Here is a 26,342-nt window from a genome sequence, read left to right as displayed (position 1 = left end):
TCCGTTAATAAGGGCTCAGTTCACATTGAAGCAAATTGGATTTGGTCTGGTATAGGGGTTCTTATGTATTCATCTGTGGTGGGTATTTTATACCCAGCGATTTTGTTACCATATCCAACAAATTATTATAATGATCTGCAAACGAAGACTTTAATTATCACACTCTTTAGTAGTGGTTTATTAGCAATTTTTTTATATCTAATAATTGCAGTGTCTAAGATGACAAGCAGAAAAGAAGTATAAATACTCGCCTAGAATAAAAAACGGTTAACATATGACGGCTTATCGGAAGTTGCCAAAGATATATAAGAACCCCCAACAACCTTGTCTTAACAGGATTGCTGGGGGTTCTCAATTTATATGCAAAATAGCACTTGAAATAGGTGCAAAATAACATCTAAAGTGACATCTAAGGGTTAACTCATTCATTAATGTTCAAGAACTCGTTCAACAATCTAAGTTCAGTAACCTATACGACACTAAGTTTAGACACACGATTAAAATATAGGACATTAGAAAAAGCCACCATGTAAAGGCAGCCGAATGTTAGCTAATTTAATTTTCATGGGAGTTGAAATTCCCACTTAAAACTCCCAATATTTCTTCTGCATCAGCATTGATATACAAATTGCCTAATTTCCAATTACCTTCCCTTTTGGCAAACCACAAATCAACATTTTTTTTCACTGTTTTTTCGCCATTCTCTATTATTACTAAGTCAACTGTTCCTACTGGATACGTATCATCTAACTTAACACGCAAATTGCTATATCCAACAACATAAGTTCCCTTTTCTTTTAAATCTTTCACCCGATTTATCCATTTGGTTTTTGCGTCATTAAAAGATATTGTTGGTTCCAAATCAGAAGCTCTATCATAAATATAAACACTTTTAAAAGCTTCATCATAATTTTGTTCTATCACATTATCTAAAACACCTTCGACAGCATTTCTTGATTGGTTTTTATCTGTGAAGCCTGGAATATAGAATGCACTTAGTAAACTTATAACCCCTACGATAATTACAAGTCCAATCACCTTTTTCACAAAACCACCCTTTCGAAAAAATTCTCTTACTCCAAATTTTATTGTTATATCCAAAGTTCTAATTAAATTATCCTGCCCTTTAGTTATATTACGATTATTCAACCAACTCCCTTTAATGAAGCCAAAAATTAAACAAGTTTGGCGAATGCATTTAAGCACTGCTTTCTATTTTACTTTACCTTATTTTAGCTTAACATCCTTTAATTACAATAATATTCCCTATGGTTTTTGGTTGATTCGCTTTTCCTCTCTATAATAAATAACCAATCTGTCTTGGGTTTTAGGCAAACAAAAAAGACCGTCTCTGACGATCTCCTGTTCTTCAACTAAAGTATATGGGAGTTGAACAAACAAATGGATGTTCCGTCCGTAAAACCTCAGTAGGTTGACATAACACCCGGACTAGGAAGTAATCACCTTTAGTCCAGAATTGAAGAGACAATCACAATCTCAGATAATTGTCTGCTTGTAATTTGGTCCTTCTTCTCTTTTCTTGACTATTAAGTTCTCATCCAATCCATTGCATATGGCAAAATAGCCGTCATTTAATTGAAATCCAATGCCATCTAAATAAAAATAATGCGCTTCGTTCTCCTCACATCTTTCAATAATTTCGATCCCATTCACCCGTTTACCAATAGCGAAGTTAAGTTCTTCTACCTTGTTCTTTTCCCAACTAAGTTTTAAATCTGTACCATACCAATCAAGGCCCTGAGAAACACGGATTTGATTAAATGAAACAGCGTATTCATTGGATTTATAAGCACATAACTCTACCTGACAATCTTCAAAACATATAATCACTGGACAATCTTTAAACCATTCATTGCTGGTTTGTTCCCAAGCCACCCAAATTTCTTTTATATTTTTACCTATCAGACCTTCAAGGTTGTTTCTATGGTCTTTTACGATATTGGATGGGCTAGTATAAATTTCCGGACTGTAATTTTTTATTCCAAACATAAAATAATCCCCCTTAACAATGTAGTAGTAATTTTCATGGAAGTTAAAAAATTAATCAACATTCTTCTTTAAGTAAGATACAACAGCCTTTCCCTCGATGCACGTGCTTGTATATGGAATGCACCGTAGGTTGACATAACACTACTTCTAGGAAGTTCGCCCCTACGAACCAACCTTTACGGACTCTCACTTCTTTTTCTATTCAACGATTCATCTTTTATTCACGAATTATACATGTTTGATTTGACTGGTTTTTGGAGAGTTCGCTTTTCCATTTTGATGAATAAATATCCCCTAAAAAAATTTTTAGTTAGATAATGTGATGGTATTTTGAAAGAATTAGTTATTCAATTAACATGACACGTTAGTTTTAGTGAAATCTTCACAATCTTACATTCATTTTAACATAAATATCCAGACTCATTATTTACACTTCTTACTTTAATAAAGCCATAAAAAATAAAAACTACTTGATTACTGAATATTCATACAGTACATTTATATATAAAACAATTTCTAGGAGGAACTATAGTGAACATAATTTTTTTCTCACCACACTTTCCTCAAAATAGTACCTATTTTTGTATCAATTTAAAAAATAGCGGTGCAAACGTCCTGGGAATTGGGGATACACCTTATGAGGCGCTAAGCGATAAGCTAAAGGAAGCTTTAACAGATTACATTCAAATTAGAAATTTGGAAGACTACGATGAAGTTCTGAAATCGGTTGGTTACTTCACTCATAAGTTTGGAAAAATAGATCGTTTTGAGTCTCTTAACGACCATTGGTTAGAACTGGAAGCAAAAATTCGAACCGATTTCAATATATACGGTACAAAATTGGATTTGGTATACGATGTCATACACAAATCCAAGATGAAAAAGTTTTTTGAAAAATGCGATGTCTCAATGATTCGCAGTGTAAAGGATATTAATTATACAAAATCAGTTAATTTTATTAAAACCGTTGGTTATCCAATCGTGATCAAACCGGATTTGGGTGCAGGTGCAAGCATGACTTCTAAGATAAATAATGACCAGGAATTAAACCGATTTTTTGAGCACAAGCCTGCAGAAGTCAATTTTATTGCGGAAGAATTCATTGAAGGTAATGTTTTAACTTATGATGGCTTAATTGACCGTGATGGCGTTGTACAATTAGCTGCCACTCACTTATTTGATCAAAGTATTATGAAGGTCGTTAATACGAATGACCATTTGCACTACTATTGTTTAAAAGAAGTACCTACAAAAGTTAAACTAGCAGGACAGAGTATTTTGCGTGCTTTTGACATAAAAGAACGATTTTTTCACATTGAATTATTTGAGTCCCAAAAAAATGGCAAGCTCTACGCACTTGAAGTAAATATGAGACCTCCTGGCGCTTGGATGCCAGATGCCATTAACTTTACGTATGATAGCGATGTTTATAAAGAATGGGCCAATATGGTTGTCCATAACCATGTGGACACGCCTAAAGAAGGAAAATACTTTACCGCCTATGCAAGCCGGAAAGATCATAAGCACTATGTCCACAGCCATGAAGACATACTGTCTATCTTTTCACCTTACCTTGTTAACCATAATCGAATTGAAGATGTTTTTAGCCAGGCAATGGGCAATTACGCTTTTCAATTTCGAGCAGATACGTTAGAAAAGGTACAATCAATCGTCTCTTATGTTCAAGAGGAAATGAGGAATTAACATGCATATCTCCTATCATAAGGAATGGAGTCATTCATTAAATAGAGACATGGAATACAAAGTTTATGGTCATAAAGGAAAACCGATATTAACATTCCCGTCATCTGGCGGGCGCTTTTTTCAATATGAAGACAACGGAATGATTGAAGAGTTGAGAGACTTCATCGAGGAGGGCCGCATTCAAGTCTGGGCCTGTGACGGGATTGATGAAGAAACATTTTTCTCTCAACATCCGAGTGTCAATGCTCGCATGACGCGTCATAAGCAATATGATCAATACATAGCCCAGGAACTTGTGCCATCTATTTTACACAAAAGTAAGATGAGCAATCATGGAGACGATCAAAAGATATGGATAACCGGCTGTTCCATGGGCGCATTCCATAGTGCGAATTTTTTCTTTCGCCATCCCTTTGCTTTTGATGGATTGCTCGCACTCAGCGGTGTCTTTTCGACGAGTTACTTTTTTGGTAATCATATGGATGATGACGTTTACTTCCACTCCACCCTTTCCTATTTGAATGATTTGCATGATGAGAATTATTTGCAATCTTATAGACAAAGTCGACTGGTCATTTGTGTTGGGCAGGGTGCTTACGAAGAGGAAATGATTAATGAAACCCATCAATTAAAGAATCTGTTGGAAAAAAAATCGATTCCAGCACGCATCGATTTTTGGGGACATGATTCACATCACGACTGGGATTGGTGGAGAAAACAATTTCGCTTTTATATAAGTGAATGGATGTAAGTCATTTACAGTAATAGTAGTTGTTCATCCGATAAATAAGCAATGGATATTGGGATTTGGTTTGAAGATGTAACTGGTGCTTCCATAATAAAACAAGAAAGCTACCCTTTACAGAGTAGCTTTCTTGTTTTACTAGTATAATCCTACTCAAGTAATATTCCTTTCCTCATCTATCTGCGTTATAATTCCAAGAATATGATCTTTTAAACTTTCCCAAAGTTTGACACTCATTTATATGTATAACTTGATAGCTAAAAGGAGCCATGTCTCGTGCCCAATTTTTTAAGAAAAATTAGGTTTCACCCTGCAAAGATTATTGTTTCTTTTTATATATTTGCTGTATTATTTTCAACTATTTTACTTAGCTTACCTATTGCACTGAAACCTGGCGTCAGTTGGACTTTTTTGGATTTGGTATTCACTGTAGTTAGTGCTGTAAGTGTAACAGGTCTTACGGTTGTATCAACAGTAGATACATTTAGTACAACAGGAGTATTCTTTCTATTATTTATCCTTCAGTTCGGTGGAATTGGGATCATGACCCTGGGTACATTTATATGGGTCGTAATTGGAAAGAGAATTGGGTTAAAAGAGCGCCAATTAATAATGACAGACCAAAACCAATCTCAATTAGCTGGTGTAGTCAAACTCATGAGACATATATTAGTTATCATCCTTGTAATAGAGTTCATCGGCACAATTATTCTAGGCACACATTTTCTAAGCTATTTCCCTACATGGCAAGAAGCCTACTATCAAGGTTTATTTGCCTCTGTTAGTGCAACAACAAATGCAGGATTTGATATTACAGGTAGCTCTCTTGAACCATTTGCTAATGACTATTTCGTTCAATTCATTACGATTATATTATTAACATTGGGGGCCATTGGATTCCCTGTCCTTATTGAAGTAAAGGATTTTATTCTGAATAGAAATACGAAAAATAGTATTCACTTTTCCTTGTACACGAAGCTAACAACTCTGACTTTTTTCTCTTTAATGTTAGTAGGAACAGTCATCATTTGGGCATTTGAAGCAAATCATTTTTTTGCTGACAAAAGTTGGCATGAGTCCCTTTTCTATTCGTTCTTTCAATCAACCACAACCAGGAATGGCGGGTTGGCAACCATGGAGATTAGTCAGTTTTCTGATGCTACCTTATTGGTTATCTGTTTATTAATGTTTATTGGTGCTTCACCAAGTTCTGTTGGTGGGGGAATTCGAACAACCACGTTTGCTTTAAACTTACTGTTTATATACTCATTTGCAAGAGGACACAAAAGTATAAAAGTATTTAAACGTGAAATACATGAAGATGATATTAGGAAATCCTTCATTGTAAGCATGCTTGCTGTTAGCCTTTGTTTTGCAGCTGTGGTCATCCTCTCAGAATTTGAACAATTTACTTTACTCGAAATAATGTTTGAGGTAACCTCTGCATTTGGTACCACTGGTTTATCTATGGGAATTACTCCCGAACTTGGGACGGTTGGCAAAATAGTCATCATTTCACTTATGTTCATTGGAAGAATAGGAATTTTATCTTTTATTTTCTTGTTTAACCGGAAAACTCAACAAGCTAATTACCATTATCCAAAGGAACGTATCATTGTCGGATAATAGCCGTTTACTTCAGTTGTATGATTCAACCCTTTCATTGTCCTTTTATAGAAAACGCTTGGATCATTATTAGATCCAAGCGTTTTTGCTGTTCGTAAACCAGTTCAACTTCTATATTTAGACCGCTGTATGTTTATACAATAATGGGAGACTTATTAAAATTAGAGTTTGGTTAATTTTCACTCTTCATTTTATTGCGTAGGCACGTGTAATGCTAGTGTTGAGATTATCTCTCCAATGCCTTATTAACTGCTGTAACGGCATGGATGACTGCTGTATCAAATATTGGGACTTGTGAATCCTCTTGTTTTATTAATAATCCGATCTCTGTACATCCCAATATGATACCTTCAGCTCCATTATCAATTAAACGTTGGATTACCTCTTTGTAATAATCTCTTGATGATTGCAAAATTTCGCCTAAAACTAATTCTTCAAAAATGACTCGATTTACCCCCACTCTTTCCTCGGTATTTGGCACCAATACCTTAATGCCATTAGACTCTATGCGGGATTTATAAAAATCTTGTTCCATCGTATATTTAGTGCCTAATAACCCTACTTTACTTATCCCTGTTTTTTTAATTTGATTTGCTGTTGCATCAGCAATATGTAAAATAGGTATGGTGATTTTTCTCTCAATATGTTCAACAACCTTGTGCATTGTATTTGTGCATATTATGACAAATTCCGCTCCCGCTTTTTCCAAAGTCTGCGCAACATCTCCTAACAAATTACCCGCACTTTCCCAATCACCTTCAGCTTGGTAACGTTGGATTTCATAAAAGTCGACACTATATAAAATACATTTTGCTGAATGTAATCCACCCAATTTGTTCTTCACTTCTTCATTGATTAACCGATAATATTCCACTGAAGATTCAAAACTCATACCACCTATTAGTCCAATCGTTTTCACAATAACCCTCCATTTATTAAACTCTTATTCTAGTTAAACAAATAAAATTGATGATATATACACAACAATTGTTACCGTTAAACTGCTTAACACCGTTGTAAAGAGGACGGTTTGAGCTGCTACTTCTGGATACACATCATACTCCATGGCCAGGGTTGCACTATTCCTTGAAGTGGGAAATGAACTTGCAATAAATAGAGACTGAGCAACTACTCCATCTAGCCCCATGATATAGATCAGAATTAGCGCGATACCTGGACTGATCAATAATCTTCCGATACTACTGACAATAATCAACTTGTTCAACATCGTTCTAAATTGGATTTTCGCGAGTTGTGCGCCTAATAAAATGAGTGCAATGGCGATAAATGCATTGGAAAGTTGATTGATCGGAATCCAAATAAATTTAGGAATATTAATATGAAATGCATTTAATAACCCACCGAGTATCATTGCATGAATGATGGGAAGTAACATGAGTGCCCTCAATATATCGAGTCCGGATTTTGTGGCAGAGATCAAGTTATATAAACCATATGTATACGTAATGATATTTTGAAAGACCACCATAATAATTTGAATTGATACCCCTAAAGGATTCGCTTGAAAAATTAATTGGCTTACTGGAATTCCATAGTTTCCTGAGTTCATCAACACTACACTATTATTAAAAATTCCCGCTTCCCCTTTGTCGAGTTTAAGAATTTTACTAATGAATGAGCTGACAATCATTAAACAAAAACTGAAAATGAGTAAATACCCGATGATTTCCAGGAGTACTCCAAAATCGATATCTGTTTCATAAATATTCATAAAAACCGCTGCTGGCATGAAACAATACGTAATTAAATTTGACATAGCTTTCAAATCAAAGTTAAATTTCCTCTGTAAACTTGCGCCAATGAGTAAAAGAATCAGTATGGGTACAATTACATTCAAAAAGACAATACCTATAAATAACAAGTGCATTACTCCATTCATATGGATAGACGTTTCATTAAAGAAACCCACAACCATTTTCTCTATCTAATTGTTATATTCTCTATTTTATCTGGATGTCCTGTTTATTTTTAATCAAAAGAAAGGAGCCAATTCTTTGATATAACGATAGGTTCTACAAAACCATCCGTTCAGTTGAGTGGTACAAAATCAAAGTTAAACAGATAAAAAGAACCCAAATTCATATGCGAATTTGGGCTCTATGACTAGATATCATTAACAACTTCTATGATGAATCCTTACAAATCACCTCTAAAGTTGATAATCGAATCTCTTTCTCCTTCCCACTTTTCAAACTAGATGGGTTAGCCATTAACTATGATAATTGCCACGTGGTCCGGACTACCTTTATACATCCGACTTCACCCACCTCAGTATTGTTCTAGGTCCAGACCGATCAACTGCTCGCGGACCTCCTTCTTAGTAAAATTAAAAGATTGCCAGTCGTCCAGTGGATTATCCCTCATCATCTGCTGGCGACCATATAACATATTTTCGAGCTCCGGATAATTCGGATTCATTTTGTACAGTTCAATCAATCCCTCAACACCCGTGTAGGAAAGAGCGTCGAGGTAATGAATATCAATCTTGCCGGTTCGCTCGTAACGCTCCAGATTCTCATCCACAATTATCTGTTCAATATGCATGACATTTAGCGCTGTATAGAACACCAGCCCTGCGATCATATAGAAATGCAAAAGCACAAGTCGCTCAAACCAAACCCGGATGAGTGTGTAGGTAAAAATCACAATTAGGAAAATCATAAATGCATGAGCCAGAATCCGTTCCATGGTAAATCCATATGCAGCTTCATACATACTCAACCGCTGATAGGCGGACACCAGCATCACTCCGCTGACGATAACCAGCAGAGAATACATCAGCTGAAGCACCAGCTTCATTTTTGCTCCCTGTTCACGCACAAGCTTCAGACAACAAATCAGTATCGTCCAGTTGATCAGTGTGACGATTATCAGTTCAAAGAACCCGCGCCTCGCATATTCAGCGTAGGTATAGCCTTCCTGGAGCCCATCGCTGAAAAAGTAGGTGAACTGGATGGCTGTAAAAAGAGTGTACACCGCATTAAGCAGAATTAGGATTGTCACTGCAGTTATCCCATTCCAGCTAATCGTGCCATTCTCCTCATCATTCTTTTCCTGAATGGGTGTCCGCCTATTAATCTGCAACACCTGCAAAATCCCAAAAAACAGAGAAGTGAATACCAGAACAGCTAATGTCCGAAATATAATTTCCAAGTTTAGCTCAAATATAAACTGTGGCATACTGAGTACTATCTCTTCAAAGACGGCATCCGCCGACATTAAAAGACCTGTAATTATCCCTAGGAGTGGGAGACCGATAAGAAGACCAATCAGCACCCGTTTCACTGTCTGAGTAGTGGATTCATCCATATTTCTGAACACCAGCTTAAATACTCTGCCACTGAATTGCATACTGTAGGCGATACCCTGCCAAATCTTAGCAGCCATTCGGCCCACAAATGCGGGCTTGCCCCATTTCAGGTTGCCAGGGCTTGTAATCAGTACCACATGGAACAGTAAAAGAAACGGGATTACCGCGATATTCAGCAGGTAGAAAAGCGTATTGTCATACAATACATAACTCGCTGCTAGGAGCCATATACACCCCATTACTAAGAGACCAATCTTCCGATGGTTGAATCCCTGTCTAAACCGCACAAACACTACCAGATAGAACCCTGTGAGAAAAACCAGATACGAGACTCCTATCCAGGCATGAAAAAAGCTGATTTCAGCAAGTATCCCAAGCCCAAGACAACTGAGCATAAACAGCCATTCATTTTTCTTAATTTCTGTATCCATCTATCAACCACCTCTTACTGTGTTTATTTATATACAATGTAGTTCTTCAACTACCGGGTAGCTATTCTCTCTTTATCCTTGAGTATCTTCGTCACTTTTGTATTCTAAAATATCCCCAGGCTGACAGTCTAAAGCTTTGCAAATTGCCTCTAAAGTGGATAATCTAATCGCTTTGGCCTTTCCATTTTTCAATATAGAAAGATTAGCCATTGTGATTCCAACCCTCTCTGAAAGTTCGGTTACGCTCATTTTTCTTTTAGCTATCATTACATCAATATTGATTATAATCGCCATTGTTTTCACCTCAGACCGTTAAATCGTTTTCTGATTTTATATCGATAGCATTTTTTAGTAGCTTTTGAAGAACAGCAGCAAAGACTGCCATCACAAATGAAGCAAACGTAATGATCAATCCAAGTGCTCCGAGACCTGGGGCGTCGTCTACTTCCGCCATGAACATTATGATTGGCATGCATAATACATACAATCCACTGATTATGAGGGCACAGTATTTTATATTCTTCAAAGCCTTAACCGATAATTCTGAGAAAGCGATGTTCCTGTCAATATAACTTAAAAGCCTTAACGCCTGATACAATGCCACAAAATACGCTATCGCCGTTAAATACAAGGCGAATAAAAAGACATACTGCAAATAAGGAATCTTAGGAATTAATTCTCCCGCAAAAGTTGTAAGCGGAGGCACAACAAATATACACACAGCCAGAACCGGAATTGCCATAAGAAAAATAACTACCTTTAAAAAGAGTGTTTCCCGTTTCATATAAAGCACCTCACTTATTTAATTTAAATTTGATTTTAACACAAAATTTATCGAATTACGATAAATAAGTATTGTTATTAACTGTATGTTTATTGTTATAGAAATATGCTTTTAATTTTTGACAAAGATAAAAAGCATTCCTCATTACAAAGAAATGCTCTTGTTTTTTTCCATTTTAAATTATTTAATTGTGTGTTACCTGCGATCAAAAAGGAATTCGAATGAACGCAAAGTGAGGTAATATCTTAAAGTTTGATTCATTTATTTTCTCATCGTTACTAATCTTTTAATCCCTTACCATTAAGAATTTGCTGCACATATTTTTCAATCCTTGACTCTCGAGTTTTGGATTGTTTGGGTTGATTAAAATATAGAATGTATGCTCTTTGCCGTCCCGGCGTCAATGCTTCAAAAGCTGTTTTCAAGTCATGGATTTCATCGAATTTACTATGAAGTTCTACAGGAATTATGAATTCTGTATTCTTTTTAAAATTCACTTCCAAACCGGCTTTTTCAACTTCAATGGCTTCATAAATATAGGCTTTCAAGATGGTTTCCATTTCAACTATTTCTTGAACATTGGTAAACCGAATCTGGCGCGCCGCCTGTACATTCTCCGTTTGTTGGATTAGAATCCCATGGGCATCCTGTAACAAGGCACCTTTGTGAAACAGAAGCGCACAATATTCTTTAAATCCATGTATTAAAACGATGTTTTTTTTATCAAATGTGTAACAAGGATGCATCCACTTAAATTCTTCTGTCAGCTCACAGTCAAGAGCGATATCTCTCAACTTCTCATATTCTTCCTTCCACTTTTTGGATTTACTTAAATATTCATCAACCTTAGGATTCATTTTACTATTTGTCATCAAGGAACACCCCTCTTAAATTTTTCGATCAGCTGACAGTCAAGAATGATCATTCTCAATTTCCCCAACTATTTTTGCCGTGTTTTGGCTTTACTTAAATTATTCATCAACCTTGAATCATTTTCCATGATCAACTTGGCAAGCTTGCATAATTTTCTGGTGAGAAGGCAACTAAACAGTTAATTTATATTTTCATATTAATATCCTCTTAATTCAAAAAATTTAGTTTTTCAAAGCAAACGGCTCAGTACAATACTAAGCTGCTTACTGTTTCCTATTCGTTAGCTAATCTAACTAAACAAGTCTTATTCCATCCTCTTGCTTCAATGTCCATGTAACTGTAGTGTTTATCGGACCATCTACCCAAGTTTAAGATAACTTATAAGGCTCGTCCACTAGCCTCCCTTTATACACAGTATGATTTATTACTATATTCAACATATGTAACGATACTTCTAACTTTATGGAAACATAATATACAGTGAATTTATTTAGTTTATAACGTACTCAATGATACTCGGAAAGTTTTTTACTTTAATAAGGGAACTCTACGAATTAACTATTAGCCTTGATGTGGAGTGTGGAAGGCGTCACACTCCATATCAAGCCACAGCGCGTTAGGCACGGTAAAAACATGCTTCAGCCTAACGATTCAATTGACCTAAAAAAGGCTCAATTCGAGTCACTCAAACGCTCTTCTTACGAGACGAGATTCTTACTCCAACTGAATCTTTGGTAGGCGATGTTCCATTAAGAAAAGAGCTCCGGTTAAGCCAATTATGGAGAATACAACAGGTATTATGAAACCAAAATTATAGCCAACACTAATATCCACCATATGAAAATGATCTAATACTTTCCCGAAAATACTTGGCAGCAGCACAGCACTCAAAAATCCCCCGGTATTTGCAAATCCAGAAACCACGCCAACTTCATTTTGATTAAAGGACTTACGTACAATCACAAATGTTAAAGCACTGGCGCCACTTCCATAACCAATCAAAAAGAAAAGCACCACGAGTACAGAGTAAGGCGGCTTCCCACTAAATAAAAGAAATGCTGCCCAACTACCCAACACAATCACATGAACCATAATATAGGAACGTTTAATTGAGCCTATTCGAATTGAAATCCAACTGGTTAGAGGAGCCCCGATGATTGCCCCAATAAGACCAATCATAATGAGCTGACTAGCATGTGATCTTGTCATGTCATACATATCCATCCCATATGGAACAGCCCATGAACCGATAAATCCTATATACGTACCCACAACCCCAAAGTGACAAAAGAAGGTGGCCCATGCATGTGGATCCGAAAAAACTCGACGTAGAATTACGACTGGGTTCTCTCGTTTTAGTTCTATTTTCTCAATAGGTTTATTTATGGGATGACCTTTATCCATTTGTTTCGGCCTTTTAACTAGTACAAAATATAGAAGAGCTGCCCAAAGACATAATATTATCCCCATTGTAAAAAATGGCACTCTCCAGCCAGTTAAAGAAATCCAAACCGAAAAAGGAACAGAAGCCAGCAAGAACCCAAAACTCCCTGTCATTCCCGCTATACCAAGCAAACCTATATATTCATTTACCTTAAACCACATGCTCAAAATCAAAACTAAATTAACCCAAATCGTAGCGTCTCCTACACCGACCAATAATCTGGCAAGAAATAAAAATGACTCACTCGGGGCAATACTGTAAATTAAAGTGCCCACCCCTGTCAATAATGTCCCCCCAATCAGAAAAATATTGGGGCCAAAACGGTCTGACAATATCCCAATAGGAATTTGTAAACTGGCATACGCAAAAAATTGAATACTTGTCAGTAATCCAATAGTTGAAGCCGTCACACTAAAATCTTTCATTAACTGATAGGAAATTAATCCTGGTGCTGTTCTTTGACTTACAATTAATAAGTAAGCAGTCAATACTGTCGCAAAAACGACCCATCGATACTTGCTATCGTGCTTATCCAATATCACTACTCCCATTAATTCTATGATTTTAATAGTATACGCAATTCTTCAAACAATTGTGGTTGGAAAGATATTGACTGTAGATTGACTGAATCATAAATTTCTCCAAAGAAAAGAAGCCTTCACGTGTTTAACTCGCAACACAAGAGCTTCATTTGTTCGAATGATTTTAATTTTCTCCTGATTTTTCAAGATACTCTTAGATTTGTGCTAAAATAAATACTTAGACTAGTCATTCTATGCTAGAAGAATTGATGTAACAGAACATGCAAAACCATTATTCTTATTAAGAAATCAACTAATAACTTGAGGTGAATTAATCTTGTCACGTCCCACAAATATATTACTAGGTTTAACAGGTTCAATTAATTTATTGAATATTTATCCTTACATAACAGAGATACAAAACCATTTTAACTGTCGAATGCATATTATGATGACACCATCTGCACAAACCTTTATTCCAGCAAGTACACTAATTCATAGTATAGATGGCAAAGTTTTTGTGGATTTATCTGAAAAAGGAGAATTTAAAATGCCCCATGTTGAGCTAACACACTGGTCAGACGTTATCATTATTCTACCCGCTTCAGCAAATACACTTGCTAAAACAGCCCATGGTTTTGCACAGGATATTGTTTCGGCAACAATACTTGCTGCTGATACACCTACTATTTTATTCCCTAGTATGTACTTAGGCATGTGGAAAAAGAATAATGTCCAACGTAATGTTGAAATTCTACGTGAGGATGGATTTATTGTATATCCTTCACCAAATCCAAATCATAGCGGCACCTCCATCATCACAGGAGGTTCAATACCAACACCAAGGGAAGTTTGCCGTTTTATTGCAGAGTATGTATGATAGTTTAACTGCTCCATGGTAGGTTAGCTTAGGGGTCTGCTGTCTATAGCGAACCGGAATAGTCATGACATAGAAGTTTCTTACCTTATCAAAAAAACGCTTGGATAATGAATCATATCCAAGCGTTTTTTGTTATTCTTTTTCCCTGACAGGTCCATCTTTAGAAGCGAACCAAAATGCCGTAATAAGTGCACCAATTAACACAATAAATGGTGCGTAAAATATTAAAAAACTGGTCATGTAAATGCCTCCTTACGTATGATGATCCTTATTTCCACGAACATAATCTTTATTGAATAGAAACAGTCTTAACAATAAATACAACGATGGTAGCAATAGACCTAGCCCTGCAATAAACGCCGTAATCAAAGCAATCGCCATCGCTTCATTCGTGAAACTATCGTAAATCGTTAAATACGGATACAACAAGTATGGATAATGTGAGACTCCGTAACCGAAAAAGGCTAAAGCAAATTGACCCACTAACAATCCGAATGCAAGACCATATTTTTCACGTTTCAAGATGAACCACACTGTACCTATAAACAGTAAGAATGACAGTCCGAATACCCACCATAAATCGAGAATTCGTGCATAGTGTTCAGGATTATGACTTCGTAATTCGAAAATGATCCCGCCTGCTGTAACCATCGTTGGTAACGCCCAGATTAGCGCGTATTTACGTAGTAATTCAGTGGCTGAAGTGTCTCCTGCTTTATTTGCATACCACGTTAAAAATACGGCTGAAATGTACAGCAACGCGGTTATACTGAGCACAAAAATACTCCAGGTTAAAGGACTTGTTAATAGTTCCCAGTAATCTAATACGGGATAGTCATTAACCATCGATATAAAACCACCTTCAGAAATCGTCAATACGATAGACAGCGATGCTGGGATGAATAAACCGGCCATCCCATACATGAAGGTGTATCCTTTGTGCCCGTATGAGCCATACATAGCAAATGCGTAATACGAACCTCGTATTGCCAGTAAGATAATCGCGATACTTACTGGTACTAATAGTGTTGTCCCATAATAGAACGCTGTTTTCGGGAAGAACCCGATTACGCCAACAAAGAAGAACACAAGAAATACATTAGTTACTTCCCAAACAGGCGATAAGTAGCGTTGAATAACATTGGTTAAAATATGTTCTCTTCTGGTTAATATGTTGTATGCATTGAAAAATCCAGCACCAAAGTCAATAGATGCTACGATGACATAACCGAACAAAAACATCCATAAGACGGAAATTCCGATAATTTCGAGTGTCAATGAATGTCACCGCCTTTTTCTTTACGTCGATCTTCAATTTCTTGTTCCACTGGATTCCTTTTGAACATGCGTCTAAGAACAACTATACTGCCGACTCCAAGAATCAAGTAAAGTCCAGCGAATAGCGCGAGCATGATATCAACTTGACCACTCGTAGTTGCCGCATCTTCAGTGCGCATGATGCCTCGTAATACCCATGGTTGACGACCGACTTCCGCGAACCACCATCCCGCTTCAATCGCAATTATCGCCAAAGGTCCACCTGCAACAAGTAACCAACGGAACCATTTAGTTTGTATAAATGACCATTTACGCCATGTTGCAAAAACAAATAACGCAGATAGAAATGCTAACCACATACCAATGGTCACCATAATATCGAATAAGTAATGAATATATAATGGTGGCACTTCATCTTCAGGAAATTGATCGAGTCCCTTAACTTCTGCAAACGGATTACCATGTGCCAATATGCTAAGTGCGTAAGGAATTTTAATAGCATACTTCACTTCGCCATCTTCTAAAACACCGTACATGATCAATGGAGCATTCTCTTCCGTTTCAAAATGCCACTCAGCTGCAGCTAATTTTTCGGGTTGGTATTCTGCTAAGTACTTCCCTGAGAAGTCTCCGATAATTGCTGTTGATATGGCGAATACTAATCCGACTTTCATCGTTAAGAATAATGCTTTTTTATGATACACATGATTTGAGCCTTTTAATAAACGGAAAGCAGCAATTGACGCTAACACGAATGCAGACGTCATGTATGCTGTTGACACGACATGAGCTACTTTTGTTGGCATTGCTGGGTTAAACATAGCAAGCAGTGGGTTAATATTGATTAATTCCCCATCTACCAAATCAAATCCTTGTGGTGCATTCATAAAGGCATTTACTATCGTAATAAATACAGCCGAAAAAGAGGCCCCAACAGCCACTGGGATAAGTAGTAATAAATGCTTTTTCTGATTGTCAAAGCGATCCCAAGTATATAAATAAATACCTAAGAAAATGGCTTCAAAGAAAAACGCAAATGTTTCCATAAATAAAGGCAAGGCAATCACATTACCTGCCAGTTCCATAAAGTTTGGCCACAATAACGCCAATTGAAGACCAATGGCGGTTCCGGTTACTACCCCTACAGCTACCGTGATGACGAATCCACGTGCCCAACGTCTTGCTAGTAATATATAGTGTTCATCATTTTTCTTAATTCCCACCCACTGGGCAATCATAATCATCAGTGGTATACCTACGCCAATCGTGGCATAAATAATATGAAACGATAGTGTCAATTCAGTTAATACACGACTATAGAATACCGCCTGTTCATTGTCCACTTGACTAACCTCCTATTAACTTACGAAAATCCGAACAAGTATTGATAACATCAGAATAGCTACTACGATAAATATAAGCCACATCAATCTCTTCTCTTGTTTCTTATACATGACGTCACCATCCTTACTTGTTATCATACCTCATTTTCCTTCATTCAAAATAACGGGATGCATCCATTTTGTCACGGACTTGTGATAGAAATGTGAAAGCTTTAAAAAAAATATATTGCGAAGTTTCCGAATAATTAGTATTATAAGTAACTCATACTAAAAAAAGTGAGGTGATTAAAATGGAAAAAAAGCAAAAGGTACTAGCGTACATTACAAAAGGGCAGGAACCGAATTTAGAATTACTCGTCTTTGAGCAAAAAAATGAACCCGAAGCTGGATTGCAAGTTCCTGGAGGCACAATTGAAGAAGACGAACTATTAATTGACGCGCTGTATCGTGAGATTACCGAAGAAACTGGCATCGCACGAGATGAGCTTTCATTTATGGGAAAACTTCATAAATACAATTATTATCCATATGGAAAGGATATTGTTTATGAACGTAATTTCTTTCAATTGGGCTATGCAGGGAACCAAGAAAACTGGGAGCATGAAGTCATAAGTGATGGAAAAGATAACGGCATGACATTCCAGTTTCACTTTGAACCTATTGATACATTACCAAAGCTTGCAGGTGCACAGGATGGAGCACTTGAATTTCTACAGTGACAAATTAGAATTACTTAAACTATTTTAAGTATTGGAGGGATTTTGCTGTCTTTTTCACAATTTGTTAAATTCAAAAAGAGCGCTTCCCGGTCATTCTGGGAAACGCTCTTTCCTATTAATTTGGGCGATCTTGTTCACGAATATCTTTCATCGGTACAAACATTTCGATATGACGATGTAAGTTTTCAAAAACAGCAGGCACATTGCCTCCATATTCGCCATCCAAATTCAACTGAACATGTGATTCAGATGTCACTTTAATGTGACTCGCTTTTTTATAAACTACCAGTGGATCGTCTAAATGATTGCCACCAATCGCAAGTGTTGCTAATCGAATAAATTCCCCAATATGACATTTTCTCAAAATGAGTAAGGTGAATTTCCCATCATTAATACTCGAATCAGGGGCAAGTTTTTCAAATCCTCCTACAGAATTCGTAAGTCCGATTAAAAACATCATGGCATCGTCTTCAAACACATCTCCGTCATACTCAATGCGAAGACGACTAGCCCGTATAGAAGGGATCATTTCGATGCCTTTTATATAGTAGGCTAGTTGACCGAGCACCGTTTTCAATTTACTTGGAACATCATAGGTGAGCTCAGTCATTTTTCCACCACCGGCAATGTTAATGAAGTATCGATCATTTACTCGACCGACATCTACCGGAATCGTTTCGTCAGCTATTATAATATCAACCGCTTTTTCTATGTCCCGCGGGATACGTAGTGCACGAGCAAAATCATTTGTGGTCCCCATTGGAATTAATCCAACCTTTGGACGATTTTCAAATGTACTGATACCTGCAACGACTTCATTTAGCGTACCATCTCCACCTGCCGCTATGACAAGATCAAATCCGCGGTTCACTGCATATTTAGCTGCCTCAACCGCATCTCCTTCACAGGTCGTTGCGTGACAAGATGTTTCGTAGCCTGCTTTCTCTAATCTTTCTAATACTTCTGGTAGATGCTTTCTAAATAATTCCCGACCAGATGTTGGGTTATAAATAATACGTGCACGTTTCATACACATTTCCTTCCTGCATTACATATTCATTAATTACTAGGACTATAAGCGCAACATAAAGTTCCATGATTACAAGAAAATCGGAAAGGGCAATTCACACAATTCCCCGTCATTAGTGCCTTTGCAAATCTCACTAGTTTATAACTCAATAAAAGAAGCCATGCAATGTTTGCCGGCTCCATTTACTCTATTATATATTAATGCATGCACTTGGACAATTATGACTGTTTTTGCAGAGCTGCATTAAACTCTTTGCGAATGTCTTCATACACCCATAACCAGTATTCTGGGGTAGCTATATACTCAGCTGTAACCTTCTCGATAAATAATTTTTTTTCGTCATTAAAATTCGAATCATCAGCTGCAGGGAGATTTTCACGAAGCCCCATCACATATTCTTGTAACTTCGGTGCACGTGGTCCCCACTTTGATATGACTTTTCCATCTTCATTTATCAATAAATAGATAGGAATTGAGCGGCCTCCGTTTATTAAGTATTGGTCTATTAACTCTAAGTTTTGGTCTCGATACACAACTTTTACATCGATTTCTGCCGCTTCCGCAATGCGTCGCAAAATCGGGTTATTCAACATGGCATCGCCGCACCAATCTTCTGTAATCCCTAAAATTTTTGGTGATTTTTCTTTTAATAAAGCAATAAATTCATCGTCCTGAGGAACTTGGAAATGTTCATAAATACTAAAACTATTGTCTTTATGAGCGTCCATTTTCTCCATATACTGTTGTATAGAAATGGCTTCATCAAAGTATTGTTGTTCAGTTTTCATTGTAGTATCTCCTCCTTGCCTATCAGTTTACTTGGTTCATTGTGATGAATCAAATTTCTAGTTGACAAGCTAATTAATGAAGCATAGAGTTATCTATTATTTTGGATTCTTTGAACTAGGAAGTGTATGTATGAATAGGATCAAAAAGAAGCGCTTTACTGTTTCACCTCCTCTATTGATTGCAGGAAGTTTTTTATTTTTAATCGTTGTGGGGACCCTATGTTTAAAGCTTCCTTTTGCAACGACAACTCCTATTTCGTGGACAGATGCCCTTTTCGTTGCCACTTCCGCCACAACGGTGACTGGGTTAAGTGTATTTGATCCAGGAACTACGTTAACTATATTTGGCCAACTTGTCTTACTGTTTCTCATACAATGTGGTGGTATCGGGTTAATGACATTTGCAGTTGCCCTACTGATTGTGCTTGGAAAGAAAATTGGCCTTCAACATCGTGTTTATTTGCAAGAATCTTTCAATCAAAACTCAGTTGGTGGCATCGTAAATTTAGTAAAGTTAATTTTAACCTTTGTTTTAACGGTTGAAGCCATTGCGATAGTCATCATGACACTGCATTGGTTGCCAAGATTCGGTTTTACAGATGCATTATATTTAAGTGTCTTTCATGTGGTTTCTGCTTTTAATAACGCAGGCTTCTCCTTATTTCCTGATAACTTAATCGGCTTCTCTGCCGATCCAATCGTAAATATAGTATTATCAGCATTGTTCATACTAGGTGGACTTGGATTTACAGTCGTCATTGATATTTATCAAAAGAAGACGTTTCGCCAATGGTCCCTTCACACAAAAATGATGATTACCGGAACTATTGTGATTAATGTTATAGCTGCCCTCACTATTTTCTTACTGGAATACGGAAATCCTGCTACGCTAGGTAATATGCCCTTATATGAAAAAATTATGGCCTCCTATTTTCAGGGAGTGTCACCTCGTACAGCTGGATTTAACACATTAAATATTGGTGTAATGGAAGATCCTACTCTCCTATTTACCATGTTACTGATGTTTATTGGTGGAGGTAGTGCATCTACTGCATCAGGAATTAAATTAACTACGTTTATTGTTGTCATACTTGCCACAATTGCATTCTTGCGCCAACGTGGTGAACCAGATTTGTTCGGTCGCTCCATTCGTATTGATACAGTGATTCGCTCACTCGCAATTACTACCATTAGTTTACTGCTTGTAATTGCCTTTATCTTTATGCTAACAGTTACGGAAAAAATCCCATTCTTGCCGCTCGCTTTTGAAGTCGTTTCCGCCTTTGGAACTGTCGGATTGTCTATGGGAATTACTAATCAACTAAGTGACTTAGGCGAAGTATTGCTTAGTATGGTCATGTTTGTAGGAAGAATTGGTCCACTTACTCTATTCTTCTTACTCATGAAGCTGAAAAAAGTTCATTATCGCTATCCATATGATCAAATATTTACAGGATGATGGAAATGGATTTACCATTCTGTGTGAGTAGAGTTTCCAGGTCGCTTTGGATCACAAGCCAGCTGCAATATAACCTCAAAAAATTCGGTTGAAGTGGCATGTCACTTCAACCGAATTTTTTCGTATAGGCATTCCTGCGGCGGTTGTTTATCCGTCGCTCGCCTGGAAACTACATGCACATAGTGTTTTGAGTTTGGTAATTGGGAGAATAGACTCTTTTTAGTAAGTACGCGTCCGAAGATACAGTTGCGGCCTCTTATTATAGTTTTGTGTTTTATTTATGCTACCTGCAATTTTTCATATGAATGAATTTCACATTATCACGGGGGTTCATAAACTCCCATAATTTAACTATTACAACGTGAACCGTGATTTTTACAACGTGAGTGTCTTTTTTTACAACGTCATCTTCCGTATTTACAACGTGACAGCCAAAAATTACAACTGAGCTGTCGCTCGCCATCTCGTTTTGAAGAAACGAGCACGTTACAGTGTGCAATATCCATCTTTGTAGTTTTTCAGGATTGCAAACAAGCAGAAAGTTGACGAAATTGCGTCTTCATCAACCTGTTTTCGATGAAATTAGTGACCATTCTCTAATAATCCAATTTCAAACCCTGTGTGCGTTAAGTTTGTAGGGAAGCCACGGATGCATACCCTCCCCAAGATTCCCTGATGGGAAAAAGCCAAGGAATGTGACTCTGTCTGTCACAATCCTTGGCTTTTTATTTTCTAGGTTATGGTGCAGTTTAAAGCGACCCGAAAAAATCAGTCGACGCAGTATTAATCGCTTCCCTCGTCCCTTCAATTCTTGTTGTAATGGCGCTGTGGGTTCCCCCCAAAGTGACACGGAAACGTAATTAGGGCACAATGGCAAAAAAAAGCGACCCCAATAATCTGGAGTCGCTTGCTTCAATCTATCGTTTTGAAATTTCATCAAGTAAGATTTTATTAACAAGCGGTGGGTTGGCTTGTCCTTTTGTAGCTTTCATGATTTGACCGACTAGGAAGCCAATTGCACGATCTTTACCATTTTTATAGTCTTCAATTGATTGTGCGTTCGCATCAAGTGTTTTAGTAACAATGTCACGAAGTGCACCTTCATCTGAAATTTGAACTAAGCCTTTATCTTTAACGACTTGTTCAGCAGTTCCACCATTATCAGCAAGCTCTTTGAAAACTTTTTTCGCTATTTTAGATGAAATCGTACCATCGCTGATTAAATTGATGATTCCTGCTAATCCTACAGGCGTTAGCTTCGTATCATGTAACTCTTTTTGATCGACATTTAAGTATGCAGATACTTCACCCATCATCCAGTTCGATGCAAGCTTCGTATCAGCTCCTAAAGCAATCGTTTCTTCGAAGAAATCAGACATTTCTTTCGTCAACGTTAAGACCATTGCATCATAAGACGGCAAGCCTAATTCTTCAACGTAGCGTATTTTACGAGCATCTGGTAATTCAGGAATACTTGAACGGATACGATCCATCCATTCTTGGTCAATAACTAAGTCGACTAAGTCTGGTTCTGGGAAGTAACGGTAATCATCTGATCCTTCTTTCACACGCATGAGCAATGTCTTGCCTGTCGCATCGTCAAAACGACGAGTTTCTTGTAAGATTTCTCCACCAGAAAGTAAGACTTGTGCTTGGCGCACTTCTTCATGTTCTAAGCCACGACGTACATAGCTAAATGAATTTAAGTTTTTCAATTCTGCTTTTGTACCGAATTGTTCTTGACCGTAAGGACGTAGTGAAATATTAGCATCACAGCGAAGTGAGCCTTCTTCCATTTTACAATCAGAAACGCCTGTGTACTGGATAATTGATTTCACTTTTTCCAAGTACGCATAGGCTTCTGCTGGTGTGCGAATGTCAGGTTCCGACACGATTTCAATTAATGGCGTACCTTGACGGTTATAGTCGACTAGCGAATATCCTTTATCCGTGTGCGACAATTTACCAGCATCTTCTTCTAAATGCAAACGAGTAATTCCGATGCGTTTTTTATAGCCGTCAACTTCAATTTCAACCCATCCATTTTCACCGATTGGTTGATCGAATTGAGAGATTTGGTATGCTTTTGGATTATCTGGATAGAAGTAATTTTTGCGATCGAATTTTGAGTGTGTCGAGATTTCACAGTTCAAGGCCATTGCGGCTTTCATACCGAAATCAATTGCACGTTTATTAACAACAGGTAATACACCTGGATATCCAAGGTCGATTACATGTGTATTGGTATTTGGTTCTGCACCAAAATGGTTTGGTGATGGTGAAAACATTTTTGATTCTGTTTTCAATTCTACGTGAATTTCTAAACCAATAACTGTTTCAAAGTTCATGATTGTGCTCCCTCCCAAATTTGAGGAGTTTCTTTATGGAAGCTCGTTGCTTGCTCGTAGGCATGTGCAACACGATAAATCGTTGCTTCGTCAAAGTGTTTCCCGATAATTTGCAGACCAAGTGGTAAACCTTCAGAGAAACCACATGGAATCGAAATTCCTGGAACACCTGCTAAGTTTACAGGGATTGTTAAAATATCATTTGCATACATTGTTAATGGATCAGCGTTTTTCTCGCCCACTTTAAATGCTGGTGTTGGCGTAGTTGGTCCAATAATGACATCGTATTTTTCGAATACTTGATCAAAATCTTGTTTGATCAATGTACGAACTTGTTGCGCTTTTTTGTAATACGCATCATAAGAACCTGCGCTAAGTGCGAATGTTCCAAGCATGATACGACGTTTTACTTCGTTACCGAAACCTTGAGCACGTGTTTCTTTATATAAATCAATTAACGAATCAACGTTTTCTGCGCGGAAACCATAACGAATTCCGTCAAAACGAGCCAAGTTAGATGATGCTTCAGATGAAGAAAGTAAGTAATAAGTTGCTAAGCCGAATTTAGAGTGCGGAAGTGAAACTTCTTCCCATGTTGCGCCAAGTGATTCTAACACTTTTAACGCTTCTAACACAGATTGCTTCACATCTTCGCTAACACCCTCTCCTAAATATTCTGCAGGAACACCTATACGAAGTCCTTTAATATCACCAGTTAATGACTCTACAAAGCTTGGTACATCTACATTTGCAGAAGTTGTATCGTTTTCATCGACACCTGAAATTGCTTCAAGTAATAGAGCATTGTCTCTTACGTTACGCGTAATTGGCCCAATTTGGTCAAGAGATGATGCGAAAGCTATTAGTCCAAAACGAGATACACGTCCGTAAGTTGGTTTCATTCCAACAACACCACAGAATGCGGCAGGCTGACGAATTGAACCGCCTGTATCTGATCCTAAAGAAAACGGTACTTCACCTGCAGCGACTGAAGCTGCAGAGCCACCTGATGAACCACCTGGAACTCGTTCTAAATCCCACGGGTTGCGTGTGATTTGGTAAGCAGAGTTTTCAGTAGATGAACCCATTGCGAATTCATCCATGTTTAATTTACCAATCGTGATCATACCAGCTTCGCGTAGTTTGCGAACAACTGTTGCGTCATAAATTGGGTTGAATCCTTGCAAGATTTTAGAACCACTTGTTGTTTCTAAACCTTCTGTTACGATATTGTCTTTTACGCCAATCGGTAAACCAAATAAAGGTCCACGTTCAGAAACAGGTACTTGGTCCATTTCTTTTGCTTGCGCACTTGCTTGTTCTTTATTTAATGCTAAAAAGGCTTTAACGTCGCCGTCTAAAGATTCAATACGGTTATACGCTTCAGCTGTCAAATCAGCAATTGAGAGTTCTTTGTTATGTATCTTTGCTTGAAGTTCACTAGCTGAGTGGTTAAATAATGTCATGTGGAGTCCCTCCTTACTTCAAAATTCAGTCTAAGATTGATGGTACTTTTACTTGGCCCGCTTCTTGCTCACGAACATTTTTCATCATTTTGTCACGGTCTAGTCCTGGGACTGACTTATCTTCACGCATGACATTTACTAATGGTAAGACATGTGTTGTTGGTACTACATTTGTTGTGTCTAGTTCATTTAATTGCTCAGCAAAATTAGTAATTGCCTCAAGTTGACCTGCAAACATTTCAGCATCTTCATCTGTAATGGCAAGACGAGCTAAATGGGCTACATGTTTTACTTCTTCTTTTGTTATATTCGCCATTTTTCACACCTCCGAATTCACAATCATACCCAATATCATATCATTTTTTTCGCATAGAAACAGCATTTAAGCTATTCCTACCTTTTGACTAGTCGTAAATGTGAACATACGGTTCAGTTTCATCGGCTTTTTTAATGACCAATGCTTCCGCTCCGTTAATCGAAGTGACATTTACTTCTACATGCATGGAAGCTGGGAAATGGTCCATCACTAGTCCGGTCATATATTGGGTGAAACCTACTAGTTCAGCCGCTCCATAAAATTGAATCGGTATTTCAATCGTCATTTTTTTTATACTATCATCTTGATAGAATCCAGTTCCAACAACACTTGTATAGTTCGAAAAATACTTTTCTATATCTTGTTTAAAGTTATTAAATGATTGGCCGACATCACGATATTTTTCCTCAGTTATGGGTTGAGGGAATAGTACATATTCTTCATTCAAGCTTGTCCAACCATCTAAAGCTGCTTTTCCTTTAGCTGCGACTCCGTACTCAAAATAACTGCCTGGAACAATCGAGTTACGACTCTCTTGTTTAAATATACCCACTGTAATAGGGATGTTCTCCAGACCTTCCATTGCACGCATACGTTTAACAATTTCATTTGCCATCTTTCTACCATTTTCTTTGATTTTAGCTTGTGGAATTGACTCTTCGTATGTTGCACCAAAATCTTCTTTTTGATAATAGTAGTTAGAGTTCATGGCAAGTCCGATGGAAATACCAGCGAGTTGGATTTTATTATCTTTTGTTTTAACTAAATAGTTTTGTTCCACAATATGTGCCAAATACACAGGTGCTGTTTTGGCTAATTCAGCTGTCATATTGCCTTCCTTTGGTCGAGGAGGATTTAAGCCGGATTCCGTTTGTGAACTTCTTGCTAACCATTGATTTAGTCTATTACTATCAAGAGTTTGACCTTCTTGAAAAAAGTAATCGTCTGGTGAAAACGTTCGTTGAGATAAACGAAGTAAACCGTTTTCAACTTCTTTTAAATCATATTTTGTAAATATTTTGGAGACGACTAAACCTCTACTGGCACTTTGTTCATAAGGTAAAAGCGTACGGTAATATTGTTCAGATATTTGCACACTCGGAATAATTGCAGACGCCTCTTTGGTCTTTTCTGTTTCAGTGATGACTTCCGTATCTTTATCTGCGTTTGGCATACATCCTGAAAGTAACGCTATAGAAATCATGGCTGGAATCCAGCTAAATCGTTTCATTATCGGAAGGGCTCC

The 26,342-nt window shown here is 37.3% G+C and carries 26 protein-coding genes; 7 read left to right on the top strand and 19 right to left on the bottom strand.

Features of this window, described 5'->3' with window-relative positions:
- On the top strand, positions 1-243 hold a 243-nt coding region (locus C406_RS21130), incomplete at its 5' end, for a hypothetical protein (RefSeq protein ID WP_237740587.1).
- Positions 244-555: 312 nt separating this feature from the next.
- Here the strand turns inward: C406_RS21130 and C406_RS0116410 are convergent.
- Both C406_RS0116410 and C406_RS0116405 read right to left on the bottom strand, forming a co-directional pair.
- Complete coding sequence (locus tag C406_RS0116410; RefSeq protein ID WP_017381746.1) at positions 556-1,149, bottom strand: hypothetical protein; 594 nt, start codon at positions 1,147-1,149, stop codon at positions 556-558.
- 348 nt (positions 1,150-1,497) lie between these two features.
- Positions 1,498-2,010, bottom strand: coding sequence for a hypothetical protein (locus tag C406_RS0116405; protein WP_017381745.1), 513 nt, complete (start codon positions 2,008-2,010; stop codon positions 1,498-1,500).
- Between the two features lie 531 nt (positions 2,011-2,541).
- Between C406_RS0116405 and C406_RS0116400 the strand changes: the two genes are divergently transcribed.
- The 3 genes from C406_RS0116400 to C406_RS0116390 all read left to right on the top strand — a co-directional run bounded on the left by C406_RS0116400 (position 2,542) and on the right by C406_RS0116390 (position 6,085).
- Positions 2,542-3,714, top strand: a complete 1,173-nt coding sequence (locus C406_RS0116400; RefSeq protein ID WP_017381744.1) for an ATP-grasp domain-containing protein — start codon at positions 2,542-2,544, stop codon at positions 3,712-3,714.
- Between the two features lies 1 nt (position 3,715).
- Complete coding sequence (locus C406_RS0116395; protein ID WP_017381743.1) at positions 3,716-4,465, top strand: esterase family protein; 750 nt, start codon at positions 3,716-3,718, stop codon at positions 4,463-4,465.
- A 270-nt stretch (positions 4,466-4,735) separates the two neighbouring features.
- The gene (locus C406_RS0116390) at positions 4,736-6,085 is read left to right on the top strand and encodes a TrkH family potassium uptake protein (RefSeq protein WP_017381742.1); all 1,350 of its coding nucleotides are present in this window, start codon (positions 4,736-4,738) and stop codon (positions 6,083-6,085) included.
- Between the two features lie 226 nt (positions 6,086-6,311).
- On the opposite strand, the gene C406_RS0116385 is transcribed toward C406_RS0116390, so the two are convergent.
- The 7 genes from C406_RS0116385 to C406_RS0116355 all read right to left on the bottom strand — a co-directional run bounded on the left by C406_RS0116385 (position 6,312) and on the right by C406_RS0116355 (position 13,484).
- Positions 6,312-7,004 (bottom strand): aspartate/glutamate racemase family protein, encoded by a 693-nt coding sequence (locus C406_RS0116385; protein ID WP_017381741.1) that lies wholly within the window; start codon positions 7,002-7,004, stop codon positions 6,312-6,314.
- 33 nt (positions 7,005-7,037) lie between these two features.
- Positions 7,038-7,985, bottom strand: a complete 948-nt coding sequence (locus C406_RS0116380) for an AEC family transporter (protein WP_237740585.1) — start codon at positions 7,983-7,985, stop codon at positions 7,038-7,040.
- Positions 7,986-8,374: 389 nt separating this feature from the next.
- On the bottom strand, positions 8,375-9,847 hold the full coding sequence (locus C406_RS0116375; RefSeq protein ID WP_017381739.1) for a DUF4153 domain-containing protein: 1,473 nt from the start codon (positions 9,845-9,847) through the stop codon (positions 8,375-8,377).
- A gap of 72 nt (positions 9,848-9,919) precedes the next feature.
- A complete protein-coding gene (locus tag C406_RS0116370) occupies positions 9,920-10,141 on the bottom strand; it encodes a helix-turn-helix domain-containing protein (RefSeq protein ID WP_017381738.1) in 222 nt (73 codons plus the stop codon).
- Between the two features lie 10 nt (positions 10,142-10,151).
- Positions 10,152-10,631 (bottom strand): DUF2975 domain-containing protein, encoded by a 480-nt coding sequence (locus tag C406_RS0116365; RefSeq protein ID WP_017381737.1) that lies wholly within the window; start codon positions 10,629-10,631, stop codon positions 10,152-10,154.
- 278 nt (positions 10,632-10,909) lie between these two features.
- The gene (locus C406_RS0116360) at positions 10,910-11,503 is read right to left on the bottom strand and encodes a YdeI/OmpD-associated family protein (protein ID WP_017381736.1); all 594 of its coding nucleotides are present in this window, start codon (positions 11,501-11,503) and stop codon (positions 10,910-10,912) included.
- A gap of 715 nt (positions 11,504-12,218) precedes the next feature.
- Positions 12,219-13,484: an MFS transporter gene (locus C406_RS0116355; RefSeq protein WP_017381735.1), complete on the bottom strand. Its 1,266-nt coding sequence runs from the start codon at positions 13,482-13,484 to the stop codon at positions 12,219-12,221.
- 322 nt (positions 13,485-13,806) lie between these two features.
- Between C406_RS0116355 and C406_RS0116350 the strand changes: the two genes are divergently transcribed.
- On the top strand, positions 13,807-14,349 hold the full coding sequence (locus C406_RS0116350) for a flavoprotein (RefSeq protein WP_017381734.1): 543 nt from the start codon (positions 13,807-13,809) through the stop codon (positions 14,347-14,349).
- 132 nt (positions 14,350-14,481) lie between these two features.
- Here the strand turns inward: C406_RS0116350 and cydS are convergent, their stop codons facing one another.
- The 4 genes from cydS to C406_RS21295 are packed head-to-tail and all read right to left on the bottom strand — an operon-like array spanning position 14,482 to position 17,108.
- Positions 14,482-14,589, bottom strand: a complete 108-nt coding sequence (cydS, locus tag C406_RS21425) for a cytochrome bd oxidase small subunit CydS (RefSeq protein ID WP_017381733.1) — start codon at positions 14,587-14,589, stop codon at positions 14,482-14,484.
- A gap of 12 nt (positions 14,590-14,601) precedes the next feature.
- Positions 14,602-15,627: a cytochrome d ubiquinol oxidase subunit II gene (locus C406_RS0116340; RefSeq protein ID WP_017381732.1), complete on the bottom strand. Its 1,026-nt coding sequence runs from the start codon at positions 15,625-15,627 to the stop codon at positions 14,602-14,604.
- Positions 15,624-16,970 carry a cytochrome ubiquinol oxidase subunit I gene (locus tag C406_RS0116335; RefSeq protein ID WP_017381731.1) on the bottom strand — a complete coding sequence of 449 codons (1,347 nt, stop codon included), beginning with the start codon at positions 16,968-16,970 and terminating at the stop codon, positions 15,624-15,626. The genes C406_RS0116340 and C406_RS0116335 overlap by 4 nt, the downstream gene beginning before the upstream one ends.
- A gap of 15 nt (positions 16,971-16,985) precedes the next feature.
- The gene (locus C406_RS21295) at positions 16,986-17,108 is read right to left on the bottom strand and encodes a hypothetical protein (protein WP_017381730.1); all 123 of its coding nucleotides are present in this window, start codon (positions 17,106-17,108) and stop codon (positions 16,986-16,988) included.
- 152 nt (positions 17,109-17,260) lie between these two features.
- Between C406_RS21295 and C406_RS0116325 the strand changes: the two genes are divergently transcribed.
- Positions 17,261-17,689 carry an NUDIX hydrolase gene (locus tag C406_RS0116325; RefSeq protein ID WP_017381729.1) on the top strand — a complete coding sequence of 143 codons (429 nt, stop codon included), beginning with the start codon at positions 17,261-17,263 and terminating at the stop codon, positions 17,687-17,689.
- 115 nt (positions 17,690-17,804) lie between these two features.
- On the opposite strand, the gene C406_RS0116320 is transcribed toward C406_RS0116325, so the two are convergent.
- Together C406_RS0116320 and C406_RS0116315 are read right to left on the bottom strand one after the other, a co-directional pair.
- On the bottom strand, positions 17,805-18,719 hold the full coding sequence (locus C406_RS0116320) for a diacylglycerol kinase (protein ID WP_017381728.1): 915 nt from the start codon (positions 18,717-18,719) through the stop codon (positions 17,805-17,807).
- 218 nt (positions 18,720-18,937) lie between these two features.
- On the bottom strand, positions 18,938-19,507 hold the full coding sequence (locus C406_RS0116315) for a thioredoxin family protein (protein ID WP_017381727.1): 570 nt from the start codon (positions 19,505-19,507) through the stop codon (positions 18,938-18,940).
- 130 nt (positions 19,508-19,637) lie between these two features.
- Between C406_RS0116315 and C406_RS0116310 the strand changes: the two genes are divergently transcribed.
- On the top strand, positions 19,638-20,966 hold the full coding sequence (locus C406_RS0116310; RefSeq protein WP_017381726.1) for a TrkH family potassium uptake protein: 1,329 nt from the start codon (positions 19,638-19,640) through the stop codon (positions 20,964-20,966).
- Between the two features lie 917 nt (positions 20,967-21,883).
- On the opposite strand, the gene gatB is transcribed toward C406_RS0116310, so the two are convergent.
- The 4 genes from gatB to C406_RS0116285 form a co-directional block, all read right to left on the bottom strand.
- On the bottom strand, positions 21,884-23,314 hold the full coding sequence (gene gatB / locus C406_RS0116300; RefSeq protein WP_017381724.1) for an Asp-tRNA(Asn)/Glu-tRNA(Gln) amidotransferase subunit GatB: 1,431 nt from the start codon (positions 23,312-23,314) through the stop codon (positions 21,884-21,886).
- Complete coding sequence (gene gatA, locus C406_RS0116295; protein WP_017381723.1) at positions 23,311-24,780, bottom strand: Asp-tRNA(Asn)/Glu-tRNA(Gln) amidotransferase subunit GatA; 1,470 nt, start codon at positions 24,778-24,780, stop codon at positions 23,311-23,313. Before gatA ends, gatB begins: the two co-directional genes overlap by 4 nt.
- A gap of 25 nt (positions 24,781-24,805) precedes the next feature.
- On the bottom strand, positions 24,806-25,096 hold the full coding sequence (gene gatC / locus C406_RS0116290; protein WP_017381722.1) for an Asp-tRNA(Asn)/Glu-tRNA(Gln) amidotransferase subunit GatC: 291 nt from the start codon (positions 25,094-25,096) through the stop codon (positions 24,806-24,808).
- Positions 25,097-25,184: 88 nt separating this feature from the next.
- Positions 25,185-26,327, bottom strand: a complete 1,143-nt coding sequence (locus tag C406_RS0116285) for a CamS family sex pheromone protein (protein WP_017381721.1) — start codon at positions 26,325-26,327, stop codon at positions 25,185-25,187.
- Positions 26,328-26,342: the final 15 nt, after the last annotated feature.

The organism is Paenisporosarcina sp. TG-14 (assembly GCF_000297555.1).
Taxonomy (GTDB): Bacteria; Bacillota; Bacilli; order Bacillales_A; family Planococcaceae; genus Paenisporosarcina; species Paenisporosarcina antarctica.
Note: the sequence above shows the minus strand (reverse complement) of the source record. Positions and strands in the feature narration are given on the sequence as shown.